The sequence below is a fragment of the uncultured Anaerovibrio sp. genome, assembly GCA_902786545.1.
Taxonomy (GTDB): domain Bacteria; phylum Bacillota; class Negativicutes; order Selenomonadales; family Selenomonadaceae; genus Anaerovibrio.
Map to the genome: position 1 here is coordinate 1 of CADACU010000037.1, position 24,314 is coordinate 24,314.

Genomic DNA, 24,314 nt, shown 5'->3' on the forward strand with positions numbered 1-24,314 from the left:
ACGAACTGGAACGAGCAATCCGACATTACATCACATACTACAATAAACAAAGAATCAAAGCTAAGCTGGGATGGCTCAGCCCAGTCGACTACCGTTTACATCATGCCGCAGCATAAAAACGGTAGCAGCAAATAATTGCTACTACCGTTAAGGTCTAACTTTATGGGGTCACTACAAACTTGGCTACTTTTTTCTTGACAGAGACTGTTTTTTACATTACAATTATACTCCGTGAGTAAGTTTTTTCTTACAACATTATGGGCGCTTAGCTCAGCTGGGAGAGCGTCTGCCTTACAAGCAGAATGTCAGCGGTTCGATCCCGTTAGCGCCCACCATTTTTATTTCATGGGATTTTCCCATGTTAACATTGGCCCGGTAGTTTAGTTGGTTAGAATGCCGCCCTGTCACGGCGGAGGTCAGGGGTTCAAGTCCCCTTCGGGTCGCCATTATGCCTCTGTAGCTCAGTTNNCCCTTCGGGTCGCCATTATGCCTCTGTAGCTCAGTTGGTAGAGCAGGGGACTGAAAATCCCCGTGTCAGTGGTTCGATTCCGCTCGGAGGCACCACTTTAGCATTGTTGAGTCCATAGGGACTCTTTTTTAATACTTGAAAGGATGTTAAAATGTCACAATTTGCTGATGTATTTTTAGGTTTTATTGATCAATGGGGTTACTTGGCAGTAGCTGTTCTTATGGGGTTGGAAAATGCCTGTATTCCGATTCCCAGTGAATTGATTTTGGGGTTTGCCGGATACTTGATTTACATTGACCGCATGACCTTTACTATGGCTACAGTAGCCGGTATGATAGGCGGTATGGTTGGATCGGTTCTTACTTATTATGTGGGGCATTTGGGCGGCCGACCTTTTGTCGACAGGTATGGCAAGTATTTCTTTGTGAAGAAGTCCCATGTGGATATAGCCCAGGAGTGGTTCGATAAGTATGGCGTCAAGGCAGTTTTTTTCAGCCGTATGCTGCCGGTAGTACGAACCTTCATTTCCCTGCCAGCGGGCTTTGCCCATGTGGATATGAAAAAATTTGTTTTTTATACATTTGTAGGGTCTTTGCCTTGGACCATGCTTATTTTAGGTATTGGTATGATGTTAGGGGAAGGCTGGAAGGTTATGATGGAAGTAGGTCATGAAATCAGTATTGCCTTCTGCGTAATAATTGTTCTGGTGGTAGCAGTAACTTACTACAAATACCGTAAGCGGAAGCAGGCTAAAAAAGAAGATTAAATTCGCTAACAGAAAACCCGTAGTGATTAGATTCACTACGGGTTAATTTATTGTAAATATTGCTCTACATGAGCTGCTTCTATATAATCACGATTTACGAATTTGGTGATATCATATTCTTCCCTAAGGCGGCCAATGCTTACCAGAAATTTGATGGTATCATTTAAACCGGCAATATCACGATCATTTATCATAACTGTGTAATTGAATTTTTTTATAACTTTCTTGGTTTGTTCCGGCGTTAAAGATAAATAAGCGGCAATCTTATTTAGGGTGTCATCATCCAAGGTGGTTAATTCCTTTACGCCACGAGCGTAATTCTTTATCACAATAGATACAATTTCAGGGTTTTGGCTGGCAAATTCGGTTCGGGCCACCATACCGTTTACCCCTAACAAACCTACCATACTGCCATCACTGATAACTTGGCCTGCACCCTTTTCCTCCAGGCGGGTAACATTAGGCTCCCAGATGACTACTGCATCGGCTTCCCCGTTGTTAAGTACATCTTCCGCATCGCCTGCAGAAATATTGACCAACTTCACATCTTTGATGGCCAATCCACCAGCGGCCAAAAATTTTTGGGTAAGATTGTGTCCGGTAGATCCGACCACAGTGGCAATTGTTTTGCCGCGAAAATCACTTGGGGCAACCAGAGGACTGTTTTTGGCAGTCAGCACTGCGTAGGATAGTGGAGCCTGGCATGTAACGGCTACCAATTCGTTTTTCTGTCCGGCAGCGATACCGGACACTATAGGCACATCACCTATAACCCCTATATCAGAGTGACCGGAAGCCAGTGATTCATTCATTGGTGGACCTGATTCAAAATTATTCCATCTTACGGTTATGCCTTTTGCCTTTAAATCTTCTTCAATCCAGCCTTTTTCTTTAGCGACAAACAATGGGATGAAAGCGGCAGAGGGCTGTATGGCAATAGTTACTCTCTCAGCACGACTGCTTGTGGCCACCTTCTCCGGACCACATCCAGCCAAAAGGCCTCCCATAACCGTCAGTGCGGCGGCTAATATTACAGATATCAGGGAATGGATGTGTTGTTTTAAGTCGAATAACATAATAATCGCTTCCTGTTGTCTTTTTATGGAATGGATGGTAATTCACGGCTGATGGCGGTGTTTTTGATAATATCATCAATGCGGTGATCCACATCCAGAGAATCCTTATGAAAGGAATCGGCGATATTAAATTCATCCGGGGTGTCCGTTTCCAGGGCCGTTATGAAATGCCCCCAAGCGGCTACGGAAAGCCGGGTGGATTCCTTGCGCTGAGCAGCTATATACTGTGCTCCGTCATTTATTTCCACCTTGTCCAGCTCCTCCTGTCGCTTTTCCAGGGCAGGAATAATATCTGAACGGACATAGGACACAATTTTGCTGCGCATAGAAGCAGTCAATATGCCATCACTGGACTGGCTCAGCTTCTTGAAGCGGGTCTGTTGGGTATCCAGAATGGAATTGTATTTGTTTACAATATCTGAAGTGGCACTTATGTATTTTTTTAGGCCAGCTTCCTGTATCGGTCCCAGGAAGTCCAAATAACCACGATAATTTTGAATTTCAGTTACCTGCCATGTGCCATCGTTTTTGGCCATAAGCAGCTGCAGGGTAAAAATGGTGTCAGTGTACTTGTCCCGCACCTGTACTTTGGCAATAGCCGTATTTCCGGTACGGGTTATATGGTCAATTTTCACCAGCTCGGTGTTTCGAAGCTGGGATCGTTCGATAAGAAATTCATAATCTATTCCCAGCTGTCGCCCCTTTAAAATATTATTACCAGTTGGCGATTGCCAATTATCATTGGCAATATAGTCCAGTATCAGTTGGCCGGTTTCTTCCACCAGCTGGGGCTTTATCTTCATATAAAATGTTTCAAACATTACTTTTGTATCATCGGTCAGCTTGGTGTCATGGGCAAACATATCCCGGGTCAGGTCATCATAGGCCTTGCCACAGATACTTTCCAGATTACAGTATTTTGTTATAGTTTTTTGATCTTTGGTTTGTATAGCTTTATTCAATTGGTTTAAAGCATACTCTGGTGTTGAGGCGAAAAAAAAGTTCCACAGACCAAACCCCAGCACAACGGCAAGAACAATAATGCCGACTATTCGCTGGATACGGGTGCGCCTGCGTCCTTTGACAAGCATTTCCTGCCAGTCAATATTGCTCATTATAAAAATCCTTCCTTATGGATTATGTAATACTTTTAACATTATACATTAGTTATTCGAATTTTTCCATTTTGTCTGTGGAAAAAACATCAAGTAATAATACGCAAAATGTCGATTTTAGACGAAAATAATAACCTTTGTACATATAACAGGATTATATTATGAGAAAAATAAAAAAATATTTTCTTTCGTTAATTTTTAATAAAATTATGTCGATATAATGTTAAAGAAGGGGTCTGTCCCCGTATAACAAGGATGTTATAGGCAAACTAACAGGGAGGTAATAGTATGGCTACGATCAGTTCGTATGCGCAGCAGCTGTCCATTTTAAATCTAATGAACGCCAAGTATGCTGCAGCGTTGAAAAGCATGAATCAGGTTGCCACCGGCAACAAGATCAATTCGCCTAAGGACGATGCATCCGGTTACGCTATCGGTAAGCGGATGAGTGTTGAGATTGGCTCATTGGAGCAGACACTGTCCAATGTTCAGACCGGCAACAGTATGCTAAATGTGGCCAATGGTGCCATGTCTAATACGCTGGAAATACTTCAGACACTGAAGGAAAAAGCTATTGCGGCAGCAAATGATACAGCTAAGGACAGTGACCGGGCAATTATTCAGAAGGAGCTGAACCAATATATTGATCAGATCAACGACAATTCACTGGTCACTTATAATGGAAAGTATTTGCTTACCGGACAAAACAGTGGTCCTTCTGTGGAAACCAATCAGGCTTACACGAATCGGAGCTTGGGTGAGGATGTTACCGGATCCACCAAGCTAACTGATTTAACTCGCCGGCAGGGGGACAATCTGAATATTTCGGCCAATGATACAGTAAATGTATCTTTTGTGAAGGATGGTAAGACTTATTCCACTTCGTTTGCTGTTGGCGAAATGACCTTGGAGGACATTTTCAAACAGGCTAATGAAGCTGGTGCAGGTGAGGTATTTGATACCTCAGGCATGGCGGAGGCTACAACCCTTATTGGTATCGATGTTACAGGGCAGGAGTTGCACACTGTAGACGATCGAAATGCCATTACCGTTAAAGCTGCTGAAGCAGGCAAAGCGGGCAATATAGCGGGATTTACTATTTCCATCTCTGATGCTGATGGAAATGAGAAGAAAGCTGTTAATGCCGTTCTGGATGATTTCACTGAGTCTATTGCTGGTTCTGACAAGCGGGCTGATAATTCATTGGTGCTACATACCGGGACCAGTGCCAGCCAGAATATGCATGTGGCTTTGGGCGATATGGGAGCAAGAGCATTGGGGCTGCAGGGTTCTGATGGTTCTTATTTGAGCGTGAGCACGCAAGAAAATGCCAATGCAGCCATCAATGTTATTGATAATGCAATCGAACGGTTATTGTCACAGCAAACTACAGTAGGTGCAATGCAGTCCCGTTTAGGCTACACCCAGAGCAATATCACCACCCAGCACGAAAATGTTAGTGCGGCTATGGAGACGCTCATTGGTGCTGATTTGGCCAAGGCTATCACCGAATATACCGCTAACAACATTCAGATGCAGGCGGCTCAGGCTATGCTGGCCCAGGCCAACAGTAATGCCGGCTGGTTCTTAAATCTTTTGGGATAATATGTTTTTCATGGAGCAGATGCTATCTGCTCCTTTTTTATGCCGTAATTTATGGTTAAAATAAAGGAAAAAATGTTTTTTTGGCGAATAAAAAGTATGAATAATTATATAACTTTTTAACTGAAAGAAAGAGGCAGTTTCATCCATGAAAGCACCAATGACAAGTTTGCAAAAGCAGAAACATCGCTATTTAAGACTGTTAGCCGAGAAATATCCCACCAAGGAATCGGTTTATTCCAATCTTATACATTTGCAGGCCAGTTTGAGCCTGCCAAAGGGCGTTGAACATTTTCTAAGCGATCTTCATGGGGAGTATGAACTTTTTTATCACATATTCAACAACTGCTCCGGGGTTATCAAGGAAAAGGTTGATTATGTATTTGGAGCCCGGCTTACTGATGATGAAAAAGCGGAGTTCTGTACTTTGATTTATTATCCAAAGGAAAAAATTCAGCAGATTATTGATGAGCGTAACAATACACCGGAGTGGTACCGGGAAAATCTGGCCCGGCTGCTGGAAGTGACCAAGCTGATGTCATACAAGTATCCTTTGGCCAAGGTACGGAGTTTTATTCCACAAAGCTATCGTACGGTTATTACAGAGCTTTTGAACACTCACCCTGAAGCGGATCATGCTCAGTTTATCTATCATAAGCGTTTGTTAAATATGATTGTTCAGGTGGACGGAGCATCAGATTTTATCATTGCCCTGACCATGCTGATAAAGCGGCTGGCAGTTGACCATATGCATATCGTGGGGGATTTCTTCGACAGAGGTAACCGGCCGGATGCTATCATGGATATGGTAATGAACTATCCGTCTATTGATATTCAATGGGGTAACCACGATGTTATGTGGATGGGCGCAGCCTGTGGCAGTGATGTGTGTATTGCCGGTGTAGTCAGAAATAGTCTGCGGTATAACAATACGGCAGTATTGGAAAAAGGCTACGCAATAAGTTTGCGGCCATTGTCCCTGTTTGCTCATAGGATTTATCCGGATGAAAGCCCGCTGAAGGCTTCCGAAAAGGCCATGTCCATTATAATGTTTAAGTTGGAGGGACAGCTTATTAAGCGAAACCCTGATTTCCAGATGGATAATCGGCTGATGCTGGAGCATGTGGACTATAATGCATCCTGCTTTAGAATGAACCGGAAACGGTATGAGCTGACCAGTGCTTATTTCCCTACCATTGATCCGAAAAATCCGTACGAGCTGACGGATGAAGAAAAGAATATAATGTCGGATTTGAAATCTTTCTTTACCGAAAGTGAAAACCTCCGGCGTCATGTAGATTTCCTCTACAAGCACGGCAGCGTATATACCTGCTTCAATGGCAATTTGCTGTTTCATGGCTGTGTGCCGCTAAATGAGGACGGGTCCTTTGCTGAGATTACCTTTGATGGTAAAAAGTATAAGGGGCGGGCATATCTGGATTTTGTGGACCAACTGGCCAGAAAGGCGCAAAGTGGCAAGGATCAACGAGCTTTGGACTTTATGTGGTTCTTGTGGAGCGGGCGTATTTCACCGATATCCGGCCGTGAGTTCCGAACCTTTGAGCGGATGTTCCTGGAAGATGAGAGCACCTGGAAGGAACCAGCTGATCCGTATTATAAGCTAATTAACCGGGAAGAGGTTTGCGAGCGGATTTTGGAGGAATTTGGACTGGATCCGGAGGAGGGTCATATTATAAATGGTCATGTGCCGGTAAAGGTAAAAAAGGGTGAAACCCCGGTGAAAGCCAATGGCAAGGCTATTGTCATTGATGGTGGATTCTGTCGGGCATATCACACAAAAACCGGCATATCGGGTTATACTCTTATATCCAATTCCCGTGGCTTAAGACTGCTGGAACATCAGACGGTAGCGGATGTAAAGGAAGCTTTGAAAAACAACAAGGATATCGAGTCCGTATCCGAGACAGTGGAGCTGCAATCCAAGAATACCAGTGTGGGAGAAACGGATGAAGGAAAGGTTATTCAGGAAGAAATAACGGATTTGTACAATCTCCTGACGGCGTATCAAAATGGTACACTGAAGCCAAAGGATTAAGTATATAGCCATTTTTCACAGATGAGGAGGATTTTTTATGGGTAAAAGCTTAAAAACGACATTTTTAGTAAGTATTGTTGTTTTATCAGTGGTGTTATTAGGTATACTGACCTTTTTCAATACCAGAAATGTGTCTACCAACATGGAACGCGGGGTTATGAGTACCTTGCAGGAAAAAGCCGCTTATGATGCGGATGTGGTGGAAAAACGCATGACTAATGTGGCCGGACGGACCGAGTCACTGGGGCGGATGTTGGCCTCTATGCAGAATTACGATATTGAACTTACCTATGCGTATATCCGTAATTTTGTGGCTTCTGATCCGATTATTTGCGGTAGCGGTTTGTGGTTTGCACCTAACGCCTACCCGGGCGGCGAAAAATGGTTTGGTCCATACATTTTTAAGGGTGATAATAACAAAATCGAATTAACTATGGACTACAGCAACGAGGAATACAATTATCCGCAGTTTGCTTGGTATAAGGAAAGCATAAAAGGGGCTGACCAGGTATTTTGGGACGAACCTGCCTATGATCCTGTAACAAAAACTTCCATGATGACCAGTTCCTATCCAATCAAGCATAATGGCAGCACTGTAGGTGTTATAACTGTAGATATTGGCCTGCAGGAGCTGGAGGATTATGTAAGAGAAATCAAAATCGGGGATAACGGCTTCGCCTTTATTGTAACTCAGTCTGGTTTGATGGTAGCCTATAAGGATGCCGATTTGAATATGAAGGATCCTATTCAGGACAGTTCCAATCAGGCTATGGCAGCTGTTGGCAAGGAAATTATGAGCGTGGCTCCGGGCAGTGAAGTGAAGAATCTGGAAAGTGAAGCCTTTGGGGCGGATTCCTATGTTTCTGTGGCACCAATTGGTACTTCGGGAATGAAGCTGGTAGCTGTAGCTCCAAAATCAGATTACAGTGGCGCCATTACTCAGGCTATGCTGTTAAGCGTAATTATTTCCTTGATTGTAATTATCGTATTGTGTGCGGCTATGTGGTACATCTTTGACAAGCGGGTGGATGCACCTATTCAGCACTTGATGGGTGAAGCTCAGAAGATGGCGGATGGCAATCTGAATGTGGATTTGACACTGGCCAATGAGGATGAATTGGGAGCTTTGGCCAAGAGTATGGACCATATGGCTGATTCTATCCGAGGGATAATTGCAGAAGTAAATAATATGGCTCAGCAGGTATCGGCGGCCAGTGAAGAGCTGTTTGCCACTTCGGACCAGTCAGTTCGGAGCCTGGGAAATATCGTGGCCTCGGTTAATGAGGTGTCTGGCGGCTCCAAGCAACAGGAAACAGCTGTTATTGATTCCGTTAATATGATGCACGATATAGGCCAGTCCATAAGTGACATCAATCAGGTGGTGAGCGATACCCAGCAGGCTACCGATCAGAGTATCAAGGCTATGCAGGATAATAAAGCCTCCATGGATCAGGCTACCCAGCAGATGCACATTATCCGTCAGCGGATTTTGGAGGCTCAGGAGGCTATTGAAAAACTGGGTGAGCATTCACAGGAAATTCGTCAGATTGTTGATACCATTTCCGGTATTGCCGGCCAGACCAATTTGTTGGCCCTTAACGCAGCTATCGAGGCTGCCCGGGCCGGTGAACAGGGACGGGGCTTCGCTGTTGTAGCTGAAGAAGTCAGAAAATTGGCAGAACAGTCCCAGGAGGCAGCGGAAAATGTTGCTAACCTGATAAATACTTCAGCGACCTTCACCGACAAGGCGGTAGCTGGTATGACCAGCAGCCGGGAAGAGGTTGTAAAGGGTACCGAGGCTATTGACAAGACCAGTGCACTATTTACAGATTTGGTAGAGCATATTCAGCAGGTATCTGATGGTATGCTGGGTGTATCCAAGCATATGAAGGAAATTGCTGATGGTAATGCCGAGGTATTGCGGTCTTCGGAAAACTTGAAGGACATTGCTCAAAGAAACAATATGGAAACCGAGAATATGTCCGAGTCAGTCAAGGGTCAGCAGTCGGCGCAAAACGATGTAACGGCTGCTTCGCAGAATTTGGCCGAGTTGGCACAGGATTTGCAAAAGCTGATTTCTCAGTTTAGACTGTAACAGAAACAAAAAATGGCTGTCGCAAGACAGCCATTTTTTTATTATCGATGATTATTTTACGGCATCCCAGCCCACCTGTAACGCCTTCATATTTTGTTCTACAGTGTGGGGTGGTACTCGGTTGGCGACAGCCTTTTTTATAGCTTCAAAATCTACAATGCCAGTAACCCTTACCAAAGCTCCTAGTGCCACGATGTTGGCAAAAAGTGATTTGCCGATTTCTTCCACTGCCAGCTTGGTAATAGGAATGCGAATGATATTCTTGAAATCAGGTGGCTCAGGTACCAGATCGGTATCCAGAATAAGAACGCCCTCCGGATTAAGGTCAGCATAATATTTGTCAGCTGCTTTTTGCGTCATAGCCAGTACCACATCAGGTACCTCAACATGGGGATGATAAATTGGCTGGTCATCAATGATAACCTCCGATTTGGAAGCGCCACCCCGGGCTTCCGGACCATAGGACTGGGATTGTACCGCCTCCATACCTTCGGCCACAGCGGCCTCAGCAAAGATGATGGCAGCAGTGATTACACCCTGGCCACCGGAACCGGATAATCTAAGCTGTTTCCTCATTTGTCAGCACCTCCTGCAATTTGGATAACCTCATCATATGCCGTTGCATAATCTGTTTCACTTTCATTGTAGAAGAGGCCGATAGGGAATTTTTCTTCTGTCTTCTTGTCATCAGGCAGTTTGTCCCAGGCTGCTTTCATAACAGCGTTGTCCCGCAGCCACATCATCATCTTGGCGGGATCAGCCATCTTATTCTTGCGGCCATAGGAAGTTGGGCACTGACAGATAGCTTCCACGAAGGAGAAGCCTTTATTGTCTATTCCGCCGGCAATCATATCAGTGAGATGCTGCACATGGAAGGCCGTGGAACGGGCTACATAGGTAGCACCAGCTGCCTCAGCCAGCCGGCAGGCATCAAAATTTCGGTCAATGGCTCCATAAGGGGCAGTAGTAGCCTTTTTATGGGTTGGTGTCATTGGGGATGCCTGACCTCCGGTCATACCGTAAATGCTATTGTTAAACAGCACAACAGTTAAATCCACATTACGGCGGCAACCATGGATAAAGTGATTGCCCCCAATGGCGGTGCAGTCACCATCACCGGTAATAACAATCACATTCAGCTCCGGATTGGCCAGCTTTATGCCGGTAGCAAACGGGATGGCTCGTCCATGGGCAGTGTGAAGTGTATCAAAATCCATATAGCCAGACGCCCGGGAGGAGCAGCCGATACCGGAAACAATTACGGTTTTATCCTGATCCAGGCCTTTTTTTTCAATGGCTTGGACAATAGCCTTCATAACGATGCCGTTGCCACAGCCTGGACACCAGAGGTGTGGCAGGCGGTTTTGCCGAAAATACTGTTCAAAACTTCTTTCCATTATGCCTTACCTCCTACGAGCTCATCAATTCCCGCTTCGATTTCTGCTGGTTCAAAGATAGTCATATCATACTTGGCGCAGAGCTGTACCGGACATTGACCGGCTACAACCCGTTCAACCTCACCGACCAGCTGGCCATAGTTTAGTTCAGTTACCAGAATTCCTTTTACTTTTTCGGCGACCTTTTTAATTGCTTTGTCAGCAAATGGCCAGATGGTAACCAGACGAACCAGACCAATTTTTATTCCCTTTTTGCGGGCTGATTCAACAGCCTCATAAGCGGTACGGGCCGTGCCTCCGAAGGCGATAACGGCGTATTCGGCATCATCCATAAAATATTCTTCAACATGGGTTATTTCATCCCGGGCAATATCAATCTTCTCATGAAGGCGTTTGGTGACTTCACGGGTAATCTGCGGACTGCCCACCGGGAATCCGGTTTCATCGTGGATGAGACCTGTTACATGGATGTGGTATCCCTCACCAAAATTGGCGGTATTTGGTACCAGATCCTTGTCCGGTGTAAATGGTTCATAACCCTCTGCCCGTGTGCAGGAAGGCTTGCGGCGTGGATATATATTGATGTCAGAGGCTTCCGGAAGTTCCACCTTTTCCCGTAAGTGACCAACAATTTCATCCATCAAAAGAATAACCGGTGTGCGGAATCGCTCAGAATAATTGACAGCCATAACAGCAGTATCGAAGGCTTCCCGGACACTCCATGGAGACAAGGCAATCATCGGATGATCCCCATGAGTACCCCACCGGGCCTGCATAACATCGCCCTGGGATGGGGCTGTAGGCTGGCCGGTAGATGGACCTACCCGCTGTACATTTACAATAACTACCGGTATTTCAGCTGCTGCAGCGTAACCAATCAGCTCCTGCTTCAGGGAAATACCCGGGCCGGAGGAAGCGGTCAAGGCCTTTTTACCTGCCAGGGATGCTCCCAGCACAACTCCCATGCTGGCGATTTCATCTTCCATCTGGACAAATTTTCCGCCAACAGCCGGCAGCTTCTGCGCCATGCCTTCGGCAATTTCTGTGGAAGGCGTAATTGGATATCCACCAAAGAACCGCACCCCGGCAGCCAAGGCGCCTTCTACGCAGGCTTCATTCCCCTGCATCAATCTTGCTTTGCTCATGCTTCCACCTTCTTATCTACAAAAATCGCGTAATCCGGGCAACGAAGTTCGCACTGACCGCAGGCTATGCAATTTGCGGCGTTTACTACCTGTACCTTGCCCAGCTCGTCCACTGCCAGAACTTCCTTGGGGCAAAAGGCAACGCAAATCCCACAGCCTTTGCATCTAGGCATTTTTATGGTAATCTCGGAACTCATTTTTCTCCCTCCAAATCAGCTTTGATTGTGCTAGTATATTTAGCACTTTACATTACCCACAAATAAAATTATAACGCAGTTGTTCAAATTTTCCCACATTTATGTGGGAAAATATTCTTATTGGCGTTTCGTCGAGGTGCAGAAAAAAACGACATAACGCAATTGTTCAAATTTTCCCACATTTATAGTGGAATATTAAAAAAATCTTAATGATGTTTTCTATATAAAAATTAAATATTTACTATATAAAAAACAATATAGTAAATATAACAGTAAGCCTAATAAAAGTCAATCATAAGCTGTAACAATATTGATGATAGTGAATGTTTATTATATAATTATCTGTAAAGACTAGGGAAAAAGTATGTGAAGACTGACGCAGGTCGGTCGTAGAATAGGTGGTTTGTCAGTGAAAACAATGGGTTTTTTGGGGCCGGAAGGGACCCACAGTGAGGCGGCAGCCTTGTATCTAAATGGTTTGTTGCCAGAGAAATGTCAGCTTGTGCCACTGTCCAATATATATGCGGCCATTCGGGCTGTGGAAGACGGAAAGGTGGATACATGCCTTGTACCAGTGGAAAACTCGATTGAGGGGTCAATAAATATTACACTGGATACCTTGGCCAATACCGACAGTCTGAAGGTGGTTAGGGAGCTTATATGGGGGGTTCACAATCATTTGATGGTGAAGGAAGCTGGCGTACCCATTACGAAAATATTGTCACATGCGCAGCCTTTGGCCCAGTGTCGGGAATATTTGATGAAGAATTTTCCGACAGCGGAGCTGGATGCTGTAGTCAGCTCTGCAGCGGCGGCTGAACAGGTGGCAACTAGTCCCGAAGGAAGTGGCTGGGCAGCTATTTGCACTGAACGGGCCGGAAAAATGAACGGCTTGGTGCCTATGGCCCATAATATTGAGGACCATGACAATAACTCCACCAGATTTTATCAGCTGGCCAAAACGGATTATAATGGCAAGCTGCCAGCGGAAAAGACACTGCTTATCTGTCAGATTGATGGAAAGCACGCCGGACGATTATGCGAGGTATTGATGGAAATGGCTCAGCGGAATGTGAATATGACCCGCATCGAGTCCCGGCCAGCTCGCACCGGTCTAGGGGAGTATATTTTCTTTTTTGATGTTGATGTACCCGGAGAAGCCGACAGGCTGCAGCAGGCTATTGAAGCTATCGGGAAAAAGAGTATATGGCTTCGTAATCCGGGCCAGTTTCCTGTAATATGTGCACCTAATAAATTAGAATGAGGTGGAATAATTATGAGTACTGAGGCAAAAAAAGCTGACAAGGAGCGCTTGGTGCTGGAAAGTGCCATTCATGAAGTAACAGATTTTATTGCTTATGTGGAAATTGCTTCCAGGAAATTGTTTCTCATCCGCCATCGGGACGACAATATGCGGGCTGAGGATGGTTCATTGGAATTCGATTACGATTATGGAGTAGAAAAACTCATTCAGTTAAACATAGTGGATGAAGATAAAAATGTTTGCCGTCGTATGTTTAATCTGGCCAATGTAATTGATACAGTTGATAAATATGGTAGCTTTACCGGAACCTTCCGGGTAGGCGTATTAAACTCGTCTGAGGTACTTTATAAACGGGTTACCATATATTATTTGGATCCGGAGCAAAAGACCACGCTGGTAGCCATTCAGTACGATTTTACCGAGATTGCCAAAGAGGACCGGCAGATTCAGGAAAATATTCGGGGAGCATTATACCATGCCGAAGAGACCAGTCGGGCGAAGACAAGGTTCCTTTTCAGCATGAGCCATGAGATGCGTACCACCCTTAATGCTATTGTAGTGCTTAGTCAGCTGGGGAAGGATCGGGCCGCTGACCCTAATTATTTAAATTACTGCTTTGAAAAAATCGACAATTCCTCCAAGCAGATGTTGGATATGATTGAATCAGTATTGGATATTGTCCATATTGAAAATGATGACATGGAGCTGGCTGAGGATGTAATACGGTTCCGGCCGTTTATCGCCAAAATTGCAGATAAAGTCAAGGCAGAGGCCAATGCCAAGAAAATAAAGGTCGAAGTGGAAATTGATGATAAGGTGGCTCAAGGCTTCACTTTTGATGCAGCCCGTTTGGAGAAGGTGCTGTATAATCTGTTATCCAATGCCATTAAGTTTACGCCACGGTTTGGCAATGTAATTTTGCAGGTGAATTTGGTCTATGATGATGATGATGTCCAATCATTGGAGTTTTCCGTGCAGGATAGTGGGGTGGGAATCAGCGAGGACTTTAAGCCAAGGGTTTTCCAGCCGTTTGAACGGGAACTGTCGGAAGGGTCCAGCACCTATGGTGGAGCCGGGCTGGGGTTGGCCATCTGCAAGCAGATCGTAAAGCGAATGGGCGGTGCCATTGAATTTGACAGCTTCAAGGGTAAGGGGAGTCTGTTCCGGGTAAATCTTGATTTGAATGTAACCTTTGTGCCACCGGAGGAAGAACGGGATATGGCCGAGGATATTTTTATCGGTAAGCGGGTATTACTGGCAGATGATAATAATATGAATCTGGAAATTGAGCGTCAGGTTTTGGTGGATCAGGGGATGATTGTGGATATGGCGGAAAATGGGCAGGAAGCTTTGTCGCAATACATGTCCAATGCTCCTGGTACCTATGATTTAATCCTGATGGATGTGCGGATGCCGTATATGGACGGACTGACAGCCACAAAAAAAATTCGGGCGTCCGGCAAATCTGACTGTAAGACAGTGCCGATATTGGCCCTAACTGCCAATGCCTGTGCCGAAGATGTGCGGAAAACCTTTGAAAGTGGTATGAATGCCCATATTACCAAGCCAGTGGATGTGCAGGATTTGTTTAATACCATAAGGAAGGCGTTGCAGGGGAAGATGCAAACTCCGTAAGATAAAAAATCGGTGAGATAAATCTCACCGATTTTTTTATAGGTTTTCTACTACTGGAGGAACACCGTCATTGATGCAATCAGCGGTAATAGTTAGTTTTCTTGGCGCATCGGAATGGGGGATATCAAACATAATATCCAGCATGGTATCTTCAATAATGCCCTTTAGGGATCTGGCCCCGGTTTTTCGTTCGATGGCCTTTTTTGCCACGGCCCGGAGAGCCTCCTCCTGGAATTCCAGCTGTACATTATCCATTTCCAATAGCTTCTGATATTGCTTTACCGGGGCATTCTTTGGCTCAGTGAGAATGCGCAGCAAGGCATCTTCGTCCAAATTCTCCAGAGTGCAGATAATTGGCAGACGGCCGATAATTTCCGGAATGATACCGTATTTCATCAAATCCTCCGGGGTGGTCTGGTGAATAAGCTCATCAAACTTAGGCTTGTCCTCCTGACCTTCGATTTTTGCTCCGAAGCCGATATTGGCATCATTTTTTTGCAGTCGTTTGGCGATAATTTTTTCAATGCCGACAAAGGCACCGCCCACAATAAAGAGTATGTTTTTGGTATCTACCTTTATAGTAGGTGCTTCAGGGTGTTTTCTTTGCCCCCGGGCGGTAAACTCCACCACATTGCCTTCCAGCATTTTCAGCAGGGCCTGTTGTACCCCTTCATGTCCCGGGTCAGCGGTAATAGTATTGTTCTCTCCGGATTTGCGGGCGATTTTGTCAAACTCGTCGAGGTAAATAATGCCGTGTTCACAGCGACTAATATCTTTGTCGGCTGCGTAATACAGATTTCTTACTGCCACCTCTACATCGGCTCCAACAAAGCCAGCTTCGGTAAGGCTGGAGGCGTCGGTAACGGCGAAGGGAATATCCAGCATTTTGGCCAGATGGGACAGGAGCGCGGTCTTGCCACAACCAGATGGTCCAAGGATAATCACATTGGATTTATCGATATCTTCATCCCCGTCTGGATGCTCAAAACCGTATTTCATTCGTTTAAAATGGTTGTATATGGCTACAGACAACACCTTTTTGGCATGGTCCTGGTTGATAATGTACTGATCCAGATATTCTTTAACCAGGTGTGGTTTGATACGAGCCAGCTCCTCGTTGATGGCCTCAGCTGTCTCCTGGTGCTGCTGTTCGTTTTCTTCTTCCTGGTGTCCCTCCAGGGCATGATATATATCCTTTATGCAATGGGCGCAAATAGCGAAGCCGGAGCGGGGATCATAAATCGGTAAATCATATTGAGTGTTGGCTACAATTTTGCGTTTGCAAAGACTGCAGGTTACGGTAGGGGCATTGCTGCTCATAAAAATCACCTTTCTATTAAAACATACATAATAAATTACAAAATTCTCCTAACATTATGGTAGAAAAGGAATAAATTTTCAAGATTTTTTTATAGATTAAATCTTGCACCAGAATATGGCTTATGATATAATATCACAAGTTAGGCGCTGGACGCCTTAAAAGTTGATTTTTTCGGCTTTATTCCCTATTGGGATGTCAAGTCGGACCAAGTCTTCGCAGAGAGGACTTGTAATACTCCCAATTAGGGACAAAGCGAGGTGTATAGAATGCAGGCAGGTATCCATCCAGAATTCCATGAAGCAAAGGTAATTTGTGGTTGCGGCAACACCTTCACTACCGGCTCCACCAAGCAGGAGCTGAGAGTTGATGTTTGCTCCAAGTGCCATCCTTTCTTCACTGGTCGTCAGCGCGATATTGCAGCTGGTGGTCGTATTGAGAAGTTCAACAAGCGTTACGCACAGAAGTAATAACTCAATCATTCATGAGCAGGGCAGCGATGCTCTGCTCATTTGTATATAGAGGTAAAACTATGAGTGATAAGATAACAATTGGCGGTCAGGCGGTAATCGAGGGCGTTATGATGCGTGGGCCCAAGCAGGTGGCTACTGCTGTCCGGACCCCGGACAAGAAAATAGAAATTCAGGTTAAGCCGGTTAATTCCATCAGTGAGCGGTTTCCGATTTTAAAAAAACCGTTGCTTAGGGGCTGTGTGTCATTGGGCGAATCGCTGGTTATGGGGCTTCGTTCCCTGTCCTACTCGGCGCAAATGGCCGGTGAAGAGGACGAGCAGCTTACGGATAAAGAACTGATTGGAACCATGATTTTTGCCTTTGTATTGGCTGCGGTGCTGTTTGTGGCCATTCCTACCGGCGCAGCCAAGCTGTTTCACTTTATTACCGATGACCCGGTATTTTTGAATTTAATGGAAGGGGCCCTTAGATTGTTGATATTCCTGGCATATATTGGTGCTATTTCCGTTATGAAGGATATTCAACGGGTATTTCAATACCATGGGGCCGAACACAAGACTATTGCCTGCTTTGAAGCAGGGGAAGCCCTGACTGTGGAAAATGTGCGAAAACATACCCGCCTGCATAAACGGTGCGGTACTTCCTTTTTGCTTATCGTTATGCTGGTAAGTATATTTGTCTTTGCCTTTTTGGGCTGGCCGGATTTATGGTTGCGTATATTGAGCCGGGTTGTGCTTTTGCCGGTGGTGGCTGGTATTTCCTACGAAATAATCAAATTTTCCGCCAGCTCGGACAACTGTGTGCTGGGCTGGGCCATTAAGCCCGGGCTTTGGTTGCAATATATGACCACCCGGGAGCCGGATGATGATATGACTGCCGGAGGATAAGATTCCGGCAGGAACCGGTGAGTATCGGATTGCTGATGAACCAGCAGTTTAAAGGAAATTGAGATTATGAATATAATGGACAAATTACAGGCGGTGGAGGATAAATTCCTGGAGTTGGAATCCCTTATCAGCGATCCGTCAGTTATTGAGGATATGAACCGCTGGCAGCGGTATAACAAGGAGCATGCCAACCTGCAGCCCATTATTGAGGCCTATCGGGAGTACAAAAAGGTCTGTCAAGGTATCGATGATAACAAGGAAATGCTGGATGAAGGCATTGAGGACGATGAGTTTCGCCATATGGTAGAGGAGGAGCTGGCGGACTTTCGGCGGCGCAAGGATGAGTTGGATCAGCAGCTTCCTATAATGCTTCTGCCCAAGGATCCCAATGATGACAAGAATGTCATTGTGGAAATTCGAGGTGGAGTTGGCGGGGAAGAAGCGGCCCTGTTTGCCGGAGATTTATTTCGGATGTATTCCCGCTATGCTGAGGGACAGGGATGGAAGGTAAGTATTATAGATGCCAATGCCACGGAAATCGGCGGATTTAAGGAAGTATCCTTTGCCGTTGAGGGGTATGGTGCATACAGCAAGCTTAAATATGAAAGTGGCACTCATCGGGTACAGCGGGTACCGGTGACCGAATCCGGTGGCCGTATCCACACTTCAGCGGTAACGGTAGCGGTATTGCCGGAGGCTGATGATGTGGAAGTGGACATTAAAAGCGAGGATTTAAAAATTGACACCTATCGGGCAGGCGGAGCCGGTGGCCAGTATGTAAACAAAACAGAGTCGGCTATCCGCATCACCCATTTGCCAACGGGTATTGTGGTGCAGTGTCAGGATGAGAAGTCCCAGCTGAAAAATAAAGAAAAGGCTATGCGGGTACTGCGGGCCAGAGTATTGGAACAGGCTCAGCAGCAGCAGGCTGACTCCATTGCGGCTGATCGGAAAAGTCAGGTTGGCTCCGGGGACCGGAGTGAACGGATTCGAACCTATAACTTCCCTCAGGGGCGGGTAACGGACCATCGTATTGGTCTTACCCTGCACAAGCTGGATTTTGTATTGGATGGCCAGCTGGATGAAATTTTAAATGGACTGATAACCGCTGATCAGGCGGAGCGAATGAAACAAGCCGACTAAGAGGTAAATATGGCAGAAGAAATCTGGACAATAGGAAAAATCCTCAAGTGGACTGAGGAATACTTTGCCAAGGCCGGTCTGGACACGCCCCGGCTGGATGCGGAAGTGCTGCTTTGCTATGTACTGCAAAAGGAGCGCATTCATCTTTATGTCCATTTTGACCAGCCGTTGTCCAAGGACGAACTGGCCCAGTTCAAGGGATATATTAAGGAACGGGTTTTGCATAAGCCAGTGGCTTACATCGTTGGCCATAAGGATTTTATGGGGTTGGAGTTTAAAGTAACCGAAGATACCCTTATTCCCCGTCCCGATACGGAAATATTGGTGGAGGCGGTAATCTCCCGATTGAAAACTGGGGGGGAACCAGGGGTTATAGCCGATATTGGTACCGGGACAGGAGCTATCTGCTTGTCGTTGTTAAATTATTTGACATCGTTAAAGGCAGTAACGGTGGATATTTCGGAAAAAGCCTTGGCGGTGGCGAAGGAAAATGCGCAGAGACTGGGCTTATCTGACCGGATAGAATTCTTTCAGGGTGATTTGCTGGAACCAATAAAAGGTCGCCAATTTACGGCTATTATATCCAACCCGCCCTATATTCCTGAGGGGGATATAGAAACATTGGCGGCGGATGTAAAGGACTATGAGCCAATATCGGCCCTGGCCGCCGGTCCGGATGGATTGGATTGCTATCGGCGTTTGGTAGCGGCGGCTGGAGCGTTGTTGGTGGACGGTGGATTTTTAGCCATGGAAATTGGCATAAATCAGCGGGGGGCATTGGAGAAGTTGGCCAAAGAGTCTGACTGGGGCCAGGTAGAAGTGGTAAAAGATTTGGCCGGTATCGACCGGGTGGTTATACTATGGAAACAAAAATAATTAAAATAAAGGATGTAGACATAGATAAAGCATTGATACAGGAGGCAGCGGACATGCTGCGGCAGGGACAGCTGGTGGCCATGCCAACGGAAACAGTCTATGGACTGGCGACCAATGGAATGGATGTGGCAGCAGTAAAAGCCCTTTATAATGCCAAGGGTCGCCCATCTTATAAGGCTTTTTCCTTACAGGTGGCCGATGTAAGCCAGGTCAAGGATATCGTCAGTCGGGTGCCGGATATGGCTATGAAGCTTTTTGACCGTTTTTGTCCTGGACCCATTACCATAATTTTGCCCAAGAAAGATACCGTTCCCAAGGAAGTTACCGGGGGAAAGCGGACAGTGGGTATTCGAATTCCGGATAATAAAATCGCTTTAGCTGTGCTCAAATCGGCAGGTGTACCGTTGGCGGTACCCAGCGCAAATATTTCCTCCCATCCCAGTCCTACCTCGTCCCAAATGGTATACGAGGATATGAAGGGGCTGATTCCCCTTATTTTGGATGGAGGACCATGTGATTTAGGCATAGAGTCATCCATCGTGGACTGCACCGGGGAGGAGCCGGTGATACTACGGCATGGCGCTATTTCAGAAAAAGAAATAATGGCCTGTGTATGAATGTAAAGACCGAGAGAATCATAGTATTTTCTCGGTCTTTTTAAATATGTATCAAAGACTAAAGGCGGAAGGAAATGAAACTGTGACAAATCGTCACGATATGAAATTGAATATTGCAAGCCAACTAGCGGACCCTCACCCTTTCGGGACTAGCTAACTTCGTTCGCGTCGCGAGACCCCATCATCCAGCATACACCCCGGCCCATAAAGAATGAGACAAACTATAACTGGTATTTTATGAGTATTGGGTATTTAAAATCTATTAGCCATTAAAAGGAATTATTAAATACTACGTCGAAGTTATACCCAAAAATTCAAGCAGGGGGGTATAAAATGAGCGTAAAAAAGTGTCATATTTTACTGTTAGTATTTACTATATTAGTATGTTCAGGATGCTTTAGTTCTACTGCTGATACCTCAAAGGCTCCTAAAAGTGTTGATTTAAGCAATACAAATAATCTACTTGAAACTCAATATAATAACTGGATTCCAGTAGAATCTGGACATATCAGTTTTAAGGTTCCACCTACATTAGAGAAGGCAGACCAAAATCATATAGACCAACTGAACTCTGTTTTAGGATCCAATCAATTAAAAATAATGTATCAACAAAATGGTTTGAATGAAGCTGTAAAATCACACCCAGAATCAGCTAATGGTCATTTTGCTAGAGTAATACTGGAGTGTATTCCAAATCCGGATGCAGAAGGAATGAACTTTGGAGATAAAATAACTTGGAGCAAGGATGACCTAGATACATTATTTGAAATGTATAAAAAAAGCACAGAAAAAGATATATATCATAATGACTATTATTGGGGAGCTATCAAACCTGTTGATTTACCATGTGGACAAGCCATAAATATTTCTTACAAACGTAAATATGGTAATAATCCTCCTGCCAATGTAAATGTATATATTTTTTTTGATAATAAAATTATTTACTCGCTTACAATCAGTTACCGTTCAACAGAAGAACATATTTGGTGTACTCCCGGCAATGATATTAGAAACATTGTAAATACTATAAGATATAAATAAATTGGAGGCTTATATGAATAAACCTGTATTATACTGCAGAAAATGCGGAACTAAAATAAACGTTAATGAACGATATTGTTATAAATGTGGTATAGAGTTGGTTCCACTTAATAATACTCCAGCCAAAGATACATATCCTGGTGCTAGTAAGCAAACAAAAATATCCGTTATAGGAGACGAACTAAAAAAATTCCTAATAAATGAAAACAGAGGTAAAATTGCTATATTAGTATTTTTGATAGCTTCTCTGTTAATGAATATCTTCTTAGTTCCCTGGGTTAGAACTTTCCCAGATAAAAAAATAAAAAACAACCCACCGAATATTAGGCAGGTTGAATATGGAAATATTTTTTATATACCTTCCAAATTTAGTGACGGTTTATCACCAGATAATGTTGGAGAAAAATCAAAGTATGGTGTTTCTCTAAATTATGATTATAGCCTTATGGCATTACATGAAGTTTATTTGGGGATTATTGTTGGTGTAGGTTATATTGTATTGTCATTGAAAAAAAAATAGCGCTGTTATTTTAACTCTATTGTATTAATTATTTTTTCAGTAAATTTTTTTGCCGAGTTATCCTTTTCTTTATATAAAATCATAATAATCCAGACTTCATTAGCTTTTGATAATGCGTACATATTTCCTTCAAGTTTTTGTTGAGAAGCCATATCTTTAATGTAAAATGTTGTTTTCCCAGCCTTGCGACCATTTAAAGAGGTTTCGATAGCTGGTTGAGGAGGCTTAGAAAAGAAAACTTCTTTAGATTTTTTCATTTCTTGTATAAATAAATCTATTACTGAAGGATAATCAAAAGTCACATTTTTGTCTTTGTAATGACAACCGATAACTTCTATGGAATAATTTTGTGATTGTCCTATTTTATAGACTGCTTTATCACACTCATCTGGCAAATCAAACTTTTCATCTTTTAATTCAAATGGAACGGATATCGAAAGCGTTGTATCAGCAGCAGTAATAGTTGTTTTATTTAGTGTAGTTTTATCAAAGTCAGTATTGCCCGATGAATAAATAAATGTTATGACGCCGGCTATAACCAATGCAAATACAGCCATTGCGATGTAACCATTTATACCGTGTGATTTGTATCCACTGGAATAAGGTGCTGTATTATCAGATATTGATTTTATATTAGCATCATTTCTTTCAACTTCTGTTGTTTTAGAAGTTTCTTTATTATCAGCATTAAGCTGATAACCACATGCTGGACAAAATATTGAGTCATCCGGTATTTTATCCCCACATCGTATACAGTACATAATGATCACCTCGTCAGTTCACAATTGTCTCATAATTTCTGATCTACTTCGATGACACGAGTTTTTAATCCTGCCATAAAGTATTAAATATTAATTAATTGATTGAATGTCAAAACAACAGTTAATAAAGAAGCGATGATAGGAGGGCAGCTTATGCGACTGTTTAAAAAATTTTTTATGGTATTACTTATATGTTTAAACATCTCCGTTATTGTTGCTCATGCTAATGAAATGCCAAAAAAATATGTTTATCAAACATTAGATTTAATAGAAGGGCAGTGGTATGATGTCAATAATAATCTAGTATTAAATATATCTAACAGAAAAATTAATGATTGTTTAGTAATTGCAGGATTTGATTTTGTAGGTGGAAGATCATTTGCGAAAGGAACATTTAGAATTGCAGAAAGACAAGGCTACCGGGATATAGTAATAGAATGGAATATTCGCGGTACAGAGAGTGATTATTTAGTGTTCAATAATAGTATATCTTTGCATAAAGGTAATAAAGGTGTACAGTATTATGAGTCCGTTGGCGGAGTATATTTAGGAATGAGTAAAAACCAGTTAATTTCTAAGTATGGAACCCCTACATATTATTTGAATAATAAAGGTACAAATAAATTATGCGGTGTTAATGAATCTTCATGGTTCTACTTAAATGATGGCTGGATAGTTACATTCAATGGAGAGGCTGTTGATAGAATAATTATTTTAAATGGTGGAACAAGAAGATTTGATAGAACTGGATTAAACTGCATGAATAGTATAGATAGTTTTGCAGCTGCATATGGTTCATCAAAATCTAAAATAATGTCGATTGGTCATGGTGAATACCTGTGTTTTTTTGATTATCCTAATTCGATAATGCTTTCACCGTACTTTTCTTGAAAAAAGGATTTCTTATTAGTATATAGAATTAGTGAATGAGTTTATCTATATATATGACGAAAAAATATATCACAGAAATAAATCTATGGCCGACTTTATGAGAGGAGAAATAACCAGATTCAACAAAAATAATGTATATATGTTAAGCTTAGAGGCATTTGTTCCAGATGCAAATGATATATATTATAAGACATCATTTTATATTATGTATCATGATGGTATTTGTTATGCTGTAGAAATTAATGAGGGAATGAGAGAATACGATATTACGTTAGCCTATGTTGCTTCATACGCATTCTTAGATAACATTCGATATCGTTAAGTATACATTAGGCATATAACAACAATTACTCCAGGGGAGGTTATTATGTTTTGCAGAAAATGTGGTGAACCATTACCAAATGATACGGTTTACTGTCCATATTGTGGAATGAAAATAGTGACACCTTCTTTAACGAACTCAAATACCCAAATAGATAAAGCTACCAAAGAAGATGATACCAATACTTTACCATTAATTTATGAACAGGATAATACTATAATAAACAATAAAGATACTGGTAAAGAAAATGTTACCCAAGAATCAAAGAACGAATTTGGATTAGTAGCATATTTTATTATTTGTATTGTTTCAGTTGTTATATCTGCTACAATAGCAGGACCCGTTATTATAATGGTGCTATTATTTAGCTGTGGTAGTGCAGGGTTTACCCTCACTAAAAGTTTATGGAAAACCAATAAAATTAAGTCAGTGGTGGCTTTGTTAGTGGGGTTAATATCTGTATGTATCATGATTGTGGCTATGGCTGTGAAGCACGATCGTCGTCGGAACTTATAGAGTGGATAATTTATCGCTGTAGATTACTTAAACGAGAGTGTGAAAGTTTTTCTGTAAATAATATTAACAATAACCTTTAAGGTCTTCTATGGTAAAATAAAATCATAGGAGGCCTTTTATTATGGCAAGAAA

The 24,314-nt window shown here is 43.3% G+C and carries 24 protein-coding genes and 3 tRNA genes; 19 read left to right on the forward strand and 8 right to left on the reverse strand.

The genetic code is table 11. The annotated features are described in order from the left end of the window. The 5 genes from QZV24_RS07945 to QZV24_RS07965 form a co-directional block, all read left to right on the forward strand. Nucleotides 1-116: IS3 family transposase (locus QZV24_RS07945; protein ID WP_294522607.1), on the forward strand; the 116-nt coding region annotated here is incomplete at its 5' end. 143 nt (nucleotides 117-259) lie between these two features. Next, nucleotides 260-335: transfer RNA gene (locus QZV24_RS07950), tRNA-Val, on the forward strand. A 34-nt stretch (nucleotides 336-369) separates the two neighbouring features. Then, nucleotides 370-446 (forward strand) — tRNA-Asp (locus tag QZV24_RS07955). A 42-nt stretch (nucleotides 447-488) separates the two neighbouring features. Further along, nucleotides 489-564, forward strand: a tRNA-Phe gene (locus QZV24_RS07960). Between the two features lie 56 nt (nucleotides 565-620). After that, a complete protein-coding gene (locus QZV24_RS07965) occupies nucleotides 621-1,235 on the forward strand; it encodes a DedA family protein (RefSeq protein WP_294522559.1) in 615 nt (204 codons plus the stop codon). Between the two features lie 47 nt (nucleotides 1,236-1,282). On the opposite strand, the gene QZV24_RS07970 is transcribed toward QZV24_RS07965, so the two are convergent. Together QZV24_RS07970 and QZV24_RS07975 are read right to left on the reverse strand one after the other, a co-directional pair. Further along, nucleotides 1,283-2,311 (reverse strand): aliphatic sulfonate ABC transporter substrate-binding protein, encoded by a 1,029-nt coding sequence (locus tag QZV24_RS07970; RefSeq protein WP_294522562.1) that lies wholly within the window; start codon nucleotides 2,309-2,311, stop codon nucleotides 1,283-1,285. Between the two features lie 23 nt (nucleotides 2,312-2,334). Then, nucleotides 2,335-3,426, reverse strand: coding sequence for a hypothetical protein (locus tag QZV24_RS07975; protein ID WP_294522565.1), 1,092 nt, complete (start codon nucleotides 3,424-3,426; stop codon nucleotides 2,335-2,337). 288 nt (nucleotides 3,427-3,714) lie between these two features. Between QZV24_RS07975 and QZV24_RS07980 the strand changes: the two genes are divergently transcribed. From QZV24_RS07980 to QZV24_RS07990, 3 genes are all read left to right on the forward strand, one after another. Further along, entirely contained in the window at nucleotides 3,715-5,031 is a 1,317-nt protein-coding gene (locus QZV24_RS07980) for a flagellin (RefSeq protein WP_294522568.1), read from the forward strand. A gap of 145 nt (nucleotides 5,032-5,176) precedes the next feature. Beyond that, nucleotides 5,177-7,084, forward strand: coding sequence for a fructose-1,6-bisphosphatase (locus QZV24_RS07985; RefSeq protein WP_294522571.1), 1,908 nt, complete (start codon nucleotides 5,177-5,179; stop codon nucleotides 7,082-7,084). 37 nt (nucleotides 7,085-7,121) lie between these two features. After that, the gene (locus QZV24_RS07990) at nucleotides 7,122-9,179 is read left to right on the forward strand and encodes a methyl-accepting chemotaxis protein (protein WP_294522574.1); all 2,058 of its coding nucleotides are present in this window, start codon (nucleotides 7,122-7,124) and stop codon (nucleotides 9,177-9,179) included. Between the two features lie 51 nt (nucleotides 9,180-9,230). Here the strand turns inward: QZV24_RS07990 and QZV24_RS07995 are convergent, their stop codons facing one another. Genes QZV24_RS07995 through QZV24_RS08010 form a run of 4 tightly spaced genes read right to left on the reverse strand, consistent with a single transcriptional unit; the run spans nucleotide 9,231 to nucleotide 11,918 of the window. Next, the gene (locus QZV24_RS07995) at nucleotides 9,231-9,755 is read right to left on the reverse strand and encodes a 2-oxoacid:acceptor oxidoreductase family protein (RefSeq protein ID WP_294522577.1); all 525 of its coding nucleotides are present in this window, start codon (nucleotides 9,753-9,755) and stop codon (nucleotides 9,231-9,233) included. After that, complete coding sequence (locus tag QZV24_RS08000) at nucleotides 9,752-10,576, reverse strand: 2-oxoacid:ferredoxin oxidoreductase subunit beta (protein WP_290657811.1); 825 nt, start codon at nucleotides 10,574-10,576, stop codon at nucleotides 9,752-9,754. Before QZV24_RS08000 ends, QZV24_RS07995 begins: the two co-directional genes overlap by 4 nt. Then, on the reverse strand, nucleotides 10,576-11,721 hold the full coding sequence (locus tag QZV24_RS08005) for a 2-oxoacid:acceptor oxidoreductase subunit alpha (protein WP_294522580.1): 1,146 nt from the start codon (nucleotides 11,719-11,721) through the stop codon (nucleotides 10,576-10,578). The genes QZV24_RS08000 and QZV24_RS08005 overlap by 1 nt, the downstream gene beginning before the upstream one ends. Then, entirely contained in the window at nucleotides 11,718-11,918 is a 201-nt protein-coding gene (locus QZV24_RS08010; protein WP_290657807.1) for a 4Fe-4S binding protein, read from the reverse strand. The genes QZV24_RS08005 and QZV24_RS08010 overlap by 4 nt, the downstream gene beginning before the upstream one ends. A gap of 418 nt (nucleotides 11,919-12,336) precedes the next feature. Between QZV24_RS08010 and pheA the strand changes: the two genes are divergently transcribed. Together pheA and QZV24_RS08020 are read left to right on the forward strand one after the other, a co-directional pair. Further along, a complete protein-coding gene (pheA, locus tag QZV24_RS08015; RefSeq protein WP_294522609.1) occupies nucleotides 12,337-13,182 on the forward strand; it encodes a prephenate dehydratase in 846 nt (281 codons plus the stop codon). Nucleotides 13,183-13,194: 12 nt separating this feature from the next. Beyond that, nucleotides 13,195-14,817, forward strand: coding sequence for an ATP-binding protein (locus tag QZV24_RS08020; RefSeq protein WP_294522583.1), 1,623 nt, complete (start codon nucleotides 13,195-13,197; stop codon nucleotides 14,815-14,817). 36 nt (nucleotides 14,818-14,853) lie between these two features. On the opposite strand, the gene clpX is transcribed toward QZV24_RS08020, so the two are convergent. Beyond that, complete coding sequence (clpX, locus tag QZV24_RS08025) at nucleotides 14,854-16,137, reverse strand: ATP-dependent Clp protease ATP-binding subunit ClpX (RefSeq protein ID WP_294522586.1); 1,284 nt, start codon at nucleotides 16,135-16,137, stop codon at nucleotides 14,854-14,856. A 267-nt stretch (nucleotides 16,138-16,404) separates the two neighbouring features. Between clpX and rpmE the strand changes: the two genes are divergently transcribed. The 7 genes from rpmE to QZV24_RS08060 all read left to right on the forward strand — a co-directional run bounded on the left by rpmE (nucleotide 16,405) and on the right by QZV24_RS08060 (nucleotide 21,692). Next, nucleotides 16,405-16,605: a 50S ribosomal protein L31 gene (rpmE, locus tag QZV24_RS08030; protein WP_294522589.1), complete on the forward strand. Its 201-nt coding sequence runs from the start codon at nucleotides 16,405-16,407 to the stop codon at nucleotides 16,603-16,605. A 62-nt stretch (nucleotides 16,606-16,667) separates the two neighbouring features. Continuing rightward, a complete protein-coding gene (locus tag QZV24_RS08035; RefSeq protein ID WP_363138101.1) occupies nucleotides 16,668-17,495 on the forward strand; it encodes a DUF1385 domain-containing protein in 828 nt (275 codons plus the stop codon). A gap of 72 nt (nucleotides 17,496-17,567) precedes the next feature. Then, nucleotides 17,568-18,638 (forward strand): peptide chain release factor 1, encoded by a 1,071-nt coding sequence (prfA, locus tag QZV24_RS08040; RefSeq protein ID WP_294522612.1) that lies wholly within the window; start codon nucleotides 17,568-17,570, stop codon nucleotides 18,636-18,638. Nucleotides 18,639-18,647: 9 nt separating this feature from the next. Next, a complete protein-coding gene (prmC, locus tag QZV24_RS08045; protein ID WP_294522591.1) occupies nucleotides 18,648-19,514 on the forward strand; it encodes a peptide chain release factor N(5)-glutamine methyltransferase in 867 nt (288 codons plus the stop codon). After that, complete coding sequence (locus QZV24_RS08050) at nucleotides 19,499-20,131, forward strand: L-threonylcarbamoyladenylate synthase (protein WP_294522593.1); 633 nt, start codon at nucleotides 19,499-19,501, stop codon at nucleotides 20,129-20,131. Before prmC ends, QZV24_RS08050 begins: the two co-directional genes overlap by 16 nt. 333 nt (nucleotides 20,132-20,464) lie before the next feature. Continuing rightward, nucleotides 20,465-21,172 carry a hypothetical protein gene (locus QZV24_RS08055; protein WP_294522596.1) on the forward strand — a complete coding sequence of 236 codons (708 nt, stop codon included), beginning with the start codon at nucleotides 20,465-20,467 and terminating at the stop codon, nucleotides 21,170-21,172. Between the two features lie 13 nt (nucleotides 21,173-21,185). Next, the gene (locus tag QZV24_RS08060; RefSeq protein WP_294522598.1) at nucleotides 21,186-21,692 is read left to right on the forward strand and encodes a zinc ribbon domain-containing protein; all 507 of its coding nucleotides are present in this window, start codon (nucleotides 21,186-21,188) and stop codon (nucleotides 21,690-21,692) included. A 5-nt stretch (nucleotides 21,693-21,697) separates the two neighbouring features. On the opposite strand, the gene QZV24_RS08065 is transcribed toward QZV24_RS08060, so the two are convergent. Further along, nucleotides 21,698-22,453 carry a zinc ribbon domain-containing protein gene (locus QZV24_RS08065; protein WP_294522600.1) on the reverse strand — a complete coding sequence of 252 codons (756 nt, stop codon included), beginning with the start codon at nucleotides 22,451-22,453 and terminating at the stop codon, nucleotides 21,698-21,700. A 153-nt stretch (nucleotides 22,454-22,606) separates the two neighbouring features. Here QZV24_RS08065 and QZV24_RS08070 point away from each other — a divergent pair, with 153 nt between their 5' ends. Together QZV24_RS08070 and QZV24_RS08075 are read left to right on the forward strand one after the other, a co-directional pair. Further along, nucleotides 22,607-23,344, forward strand: coding sequence for a hypothetical protein (locus QZV24_RS08070; RefSeq protein WP_294522603.1), 738 nt, complete (start codon nucleotides 22,607-22,609; stop codon nucleotides 23,342-23,344). Between the two features lie 367 nt (nucleotides 23,345-23,711). Continuing rightward, a complete protein-coding gene (locus tag QZV24_RS08075; protein WP_294522605.1) occupies nucleotides 23,712-24,182 on the forward strand; it encodes a zinc ribbon domain-containing protein in 471 nt (156 codons plus the stop codon). Nucleotides 24,183-24,314 lie beyond the last annotated feature (132 nt).

Coding starts and splice junctions, on each gene's coding strand:
- QZV24_RS07975 (WP_294522565.1), bottom strand. CDS start 3,426: ATGAGCAATATTGACTGGCAGGAAATGCTTGTCAAAGGACGCAGGCGC.
- QZV24_RS07970 (WP_294522562.1), bottom strand. CDS start 2,311: ATGTTATTCGACTTAAAACAACACATCCATTCCCTGATATCTGTAATA.
- QZV24_RS08020 (WP_294522583.1), top strand. CDS start 13,195: ATGAGTACTGAGGCAAAAAAAGCTGACAAGGAGCGCTTGGTGCTGGAA.
- QZV24_RS08035 (WP_363138101.1), top strand. CDS start 16,668: ATGAGTGATAAGATAACAATTGGCGGTCAGGCGGTAATCGAGGGCGTT.
- QZV24_RS08060 (WP_294522598.1), top strand. CDS start 21,186: ATGAATAAACCTGTATTATACTGCAGAAAATGCGGAACTAAAATAAAC.
- QZV24_RS08000 (WP_290657811.1), bottom strand. CDS start 10,576: ATGGAAAGAAGTTTTGAACAGTATTTTCGGCAAAACCGCCTGCCACAC.
- QZV24_RS07980 (WP_294522568.1), top strand. CDS start 3,715: ATGGCTACGATCAGTTCGTATGCGCAGCAGCTGTCCATTTTAAATCTA.
- pheA (WP_294522609.1), top strand. CDS start 12,337: ATGGGTTTTTTGGGGCCGGAAGGGACCCACAGTGAGGCGGCAGCCTTG.
- prmC (WP_294522591.1), top strand. CDS start 18,648: ATGGCAGAAGAAATCTGGACAATAGGAAAAATCCTCAAGTGGACTGAG.
- rpmE (WP_294522589.1), top strand. CDS start 16,405: ATGCAGGCAGGTATCCATCCAGAATTCCATGAAGCAAAGGTAATTTGT.
- QZV24_RS07985 (WP_294522571.1), top strand. CDS start 5,177: ATGAAAGCACCAATGACAAGTTTGCAAAAGCAGAAACATCGCTATTTA.
- QZV24_RS08055 (WP_294522596.1), top strand. CDS start 20,465: ATGAGCGTAAAAAAGTGTCATATTTTACTGTTAGTATTTACTATATTA.
- QZV24_RS08050 (WP_294522593.1), top strand. CDS start 19,499: ATGGAAACAAAAATAATTAAAATAAAGGATGTAGACATAGATAAAGCA.
- QZV24_RS07965 (WP_294522559.1), top strand. CDS start 621: ATGTCACAATTTGCTGATGTATTTTTAGGTTTTATTGATCAATGGGGT.
- QZV24_RS07995 (WP_294522577.1), bottom strand. CDS start 9,755: ATGAGGAAACAGCTTAGATTATCCGGTTCCGGTGGCCAGGGTGTAATC.
- QZV24_RS08070 (WP_294522603.1), top strand. CDS start 22,607: ATGCGACTGTTTAAAAAATTTTTTATGGTATTACTTATATGTTTAAAC.
- QZV24_RS08005 (WP_294522580.1), bottom strand. CDS start 11,721: ATGAGCAAAGCAAGATTGATGCAGGGGAATGAAGCCTGCGTAGAAGGC.
- clpX (WP_294522586.1), bottom strand. CDS start 16,137: ATGAGCAGCAATGCCCCTACCGTAACCTGCAGTCTTTGCAAACGCAAA.
- QZV24_RS07990 (WP_294522574.1), top strand. CDS start 7,122: ATGGGTAAAAGCTTAAAAACGACATTTTTAGTAAGTATTGTTGTTTTA.
- QZV24_RS08075 (WP_294522605.1), top strand. CDS start 23,712: ATGTTTTGCAGAAAATGTGGTGAACCATTACCAAATGATACGGTTTAC.
- QZV24_RS08010 (WP_290657807.1), bottom strand. CDS start 11,918: ATGAGTTCCGAGATTACCATAAAAATGCCTAGATGCAAAGGCTGTGGG.
- QZV24_RS08065 (WP_294522600.1), bottom strand. CDS start 22,453: ATGTACTGTATACGATGTGGGGATAAAATACCGGATGACTCAATATTT.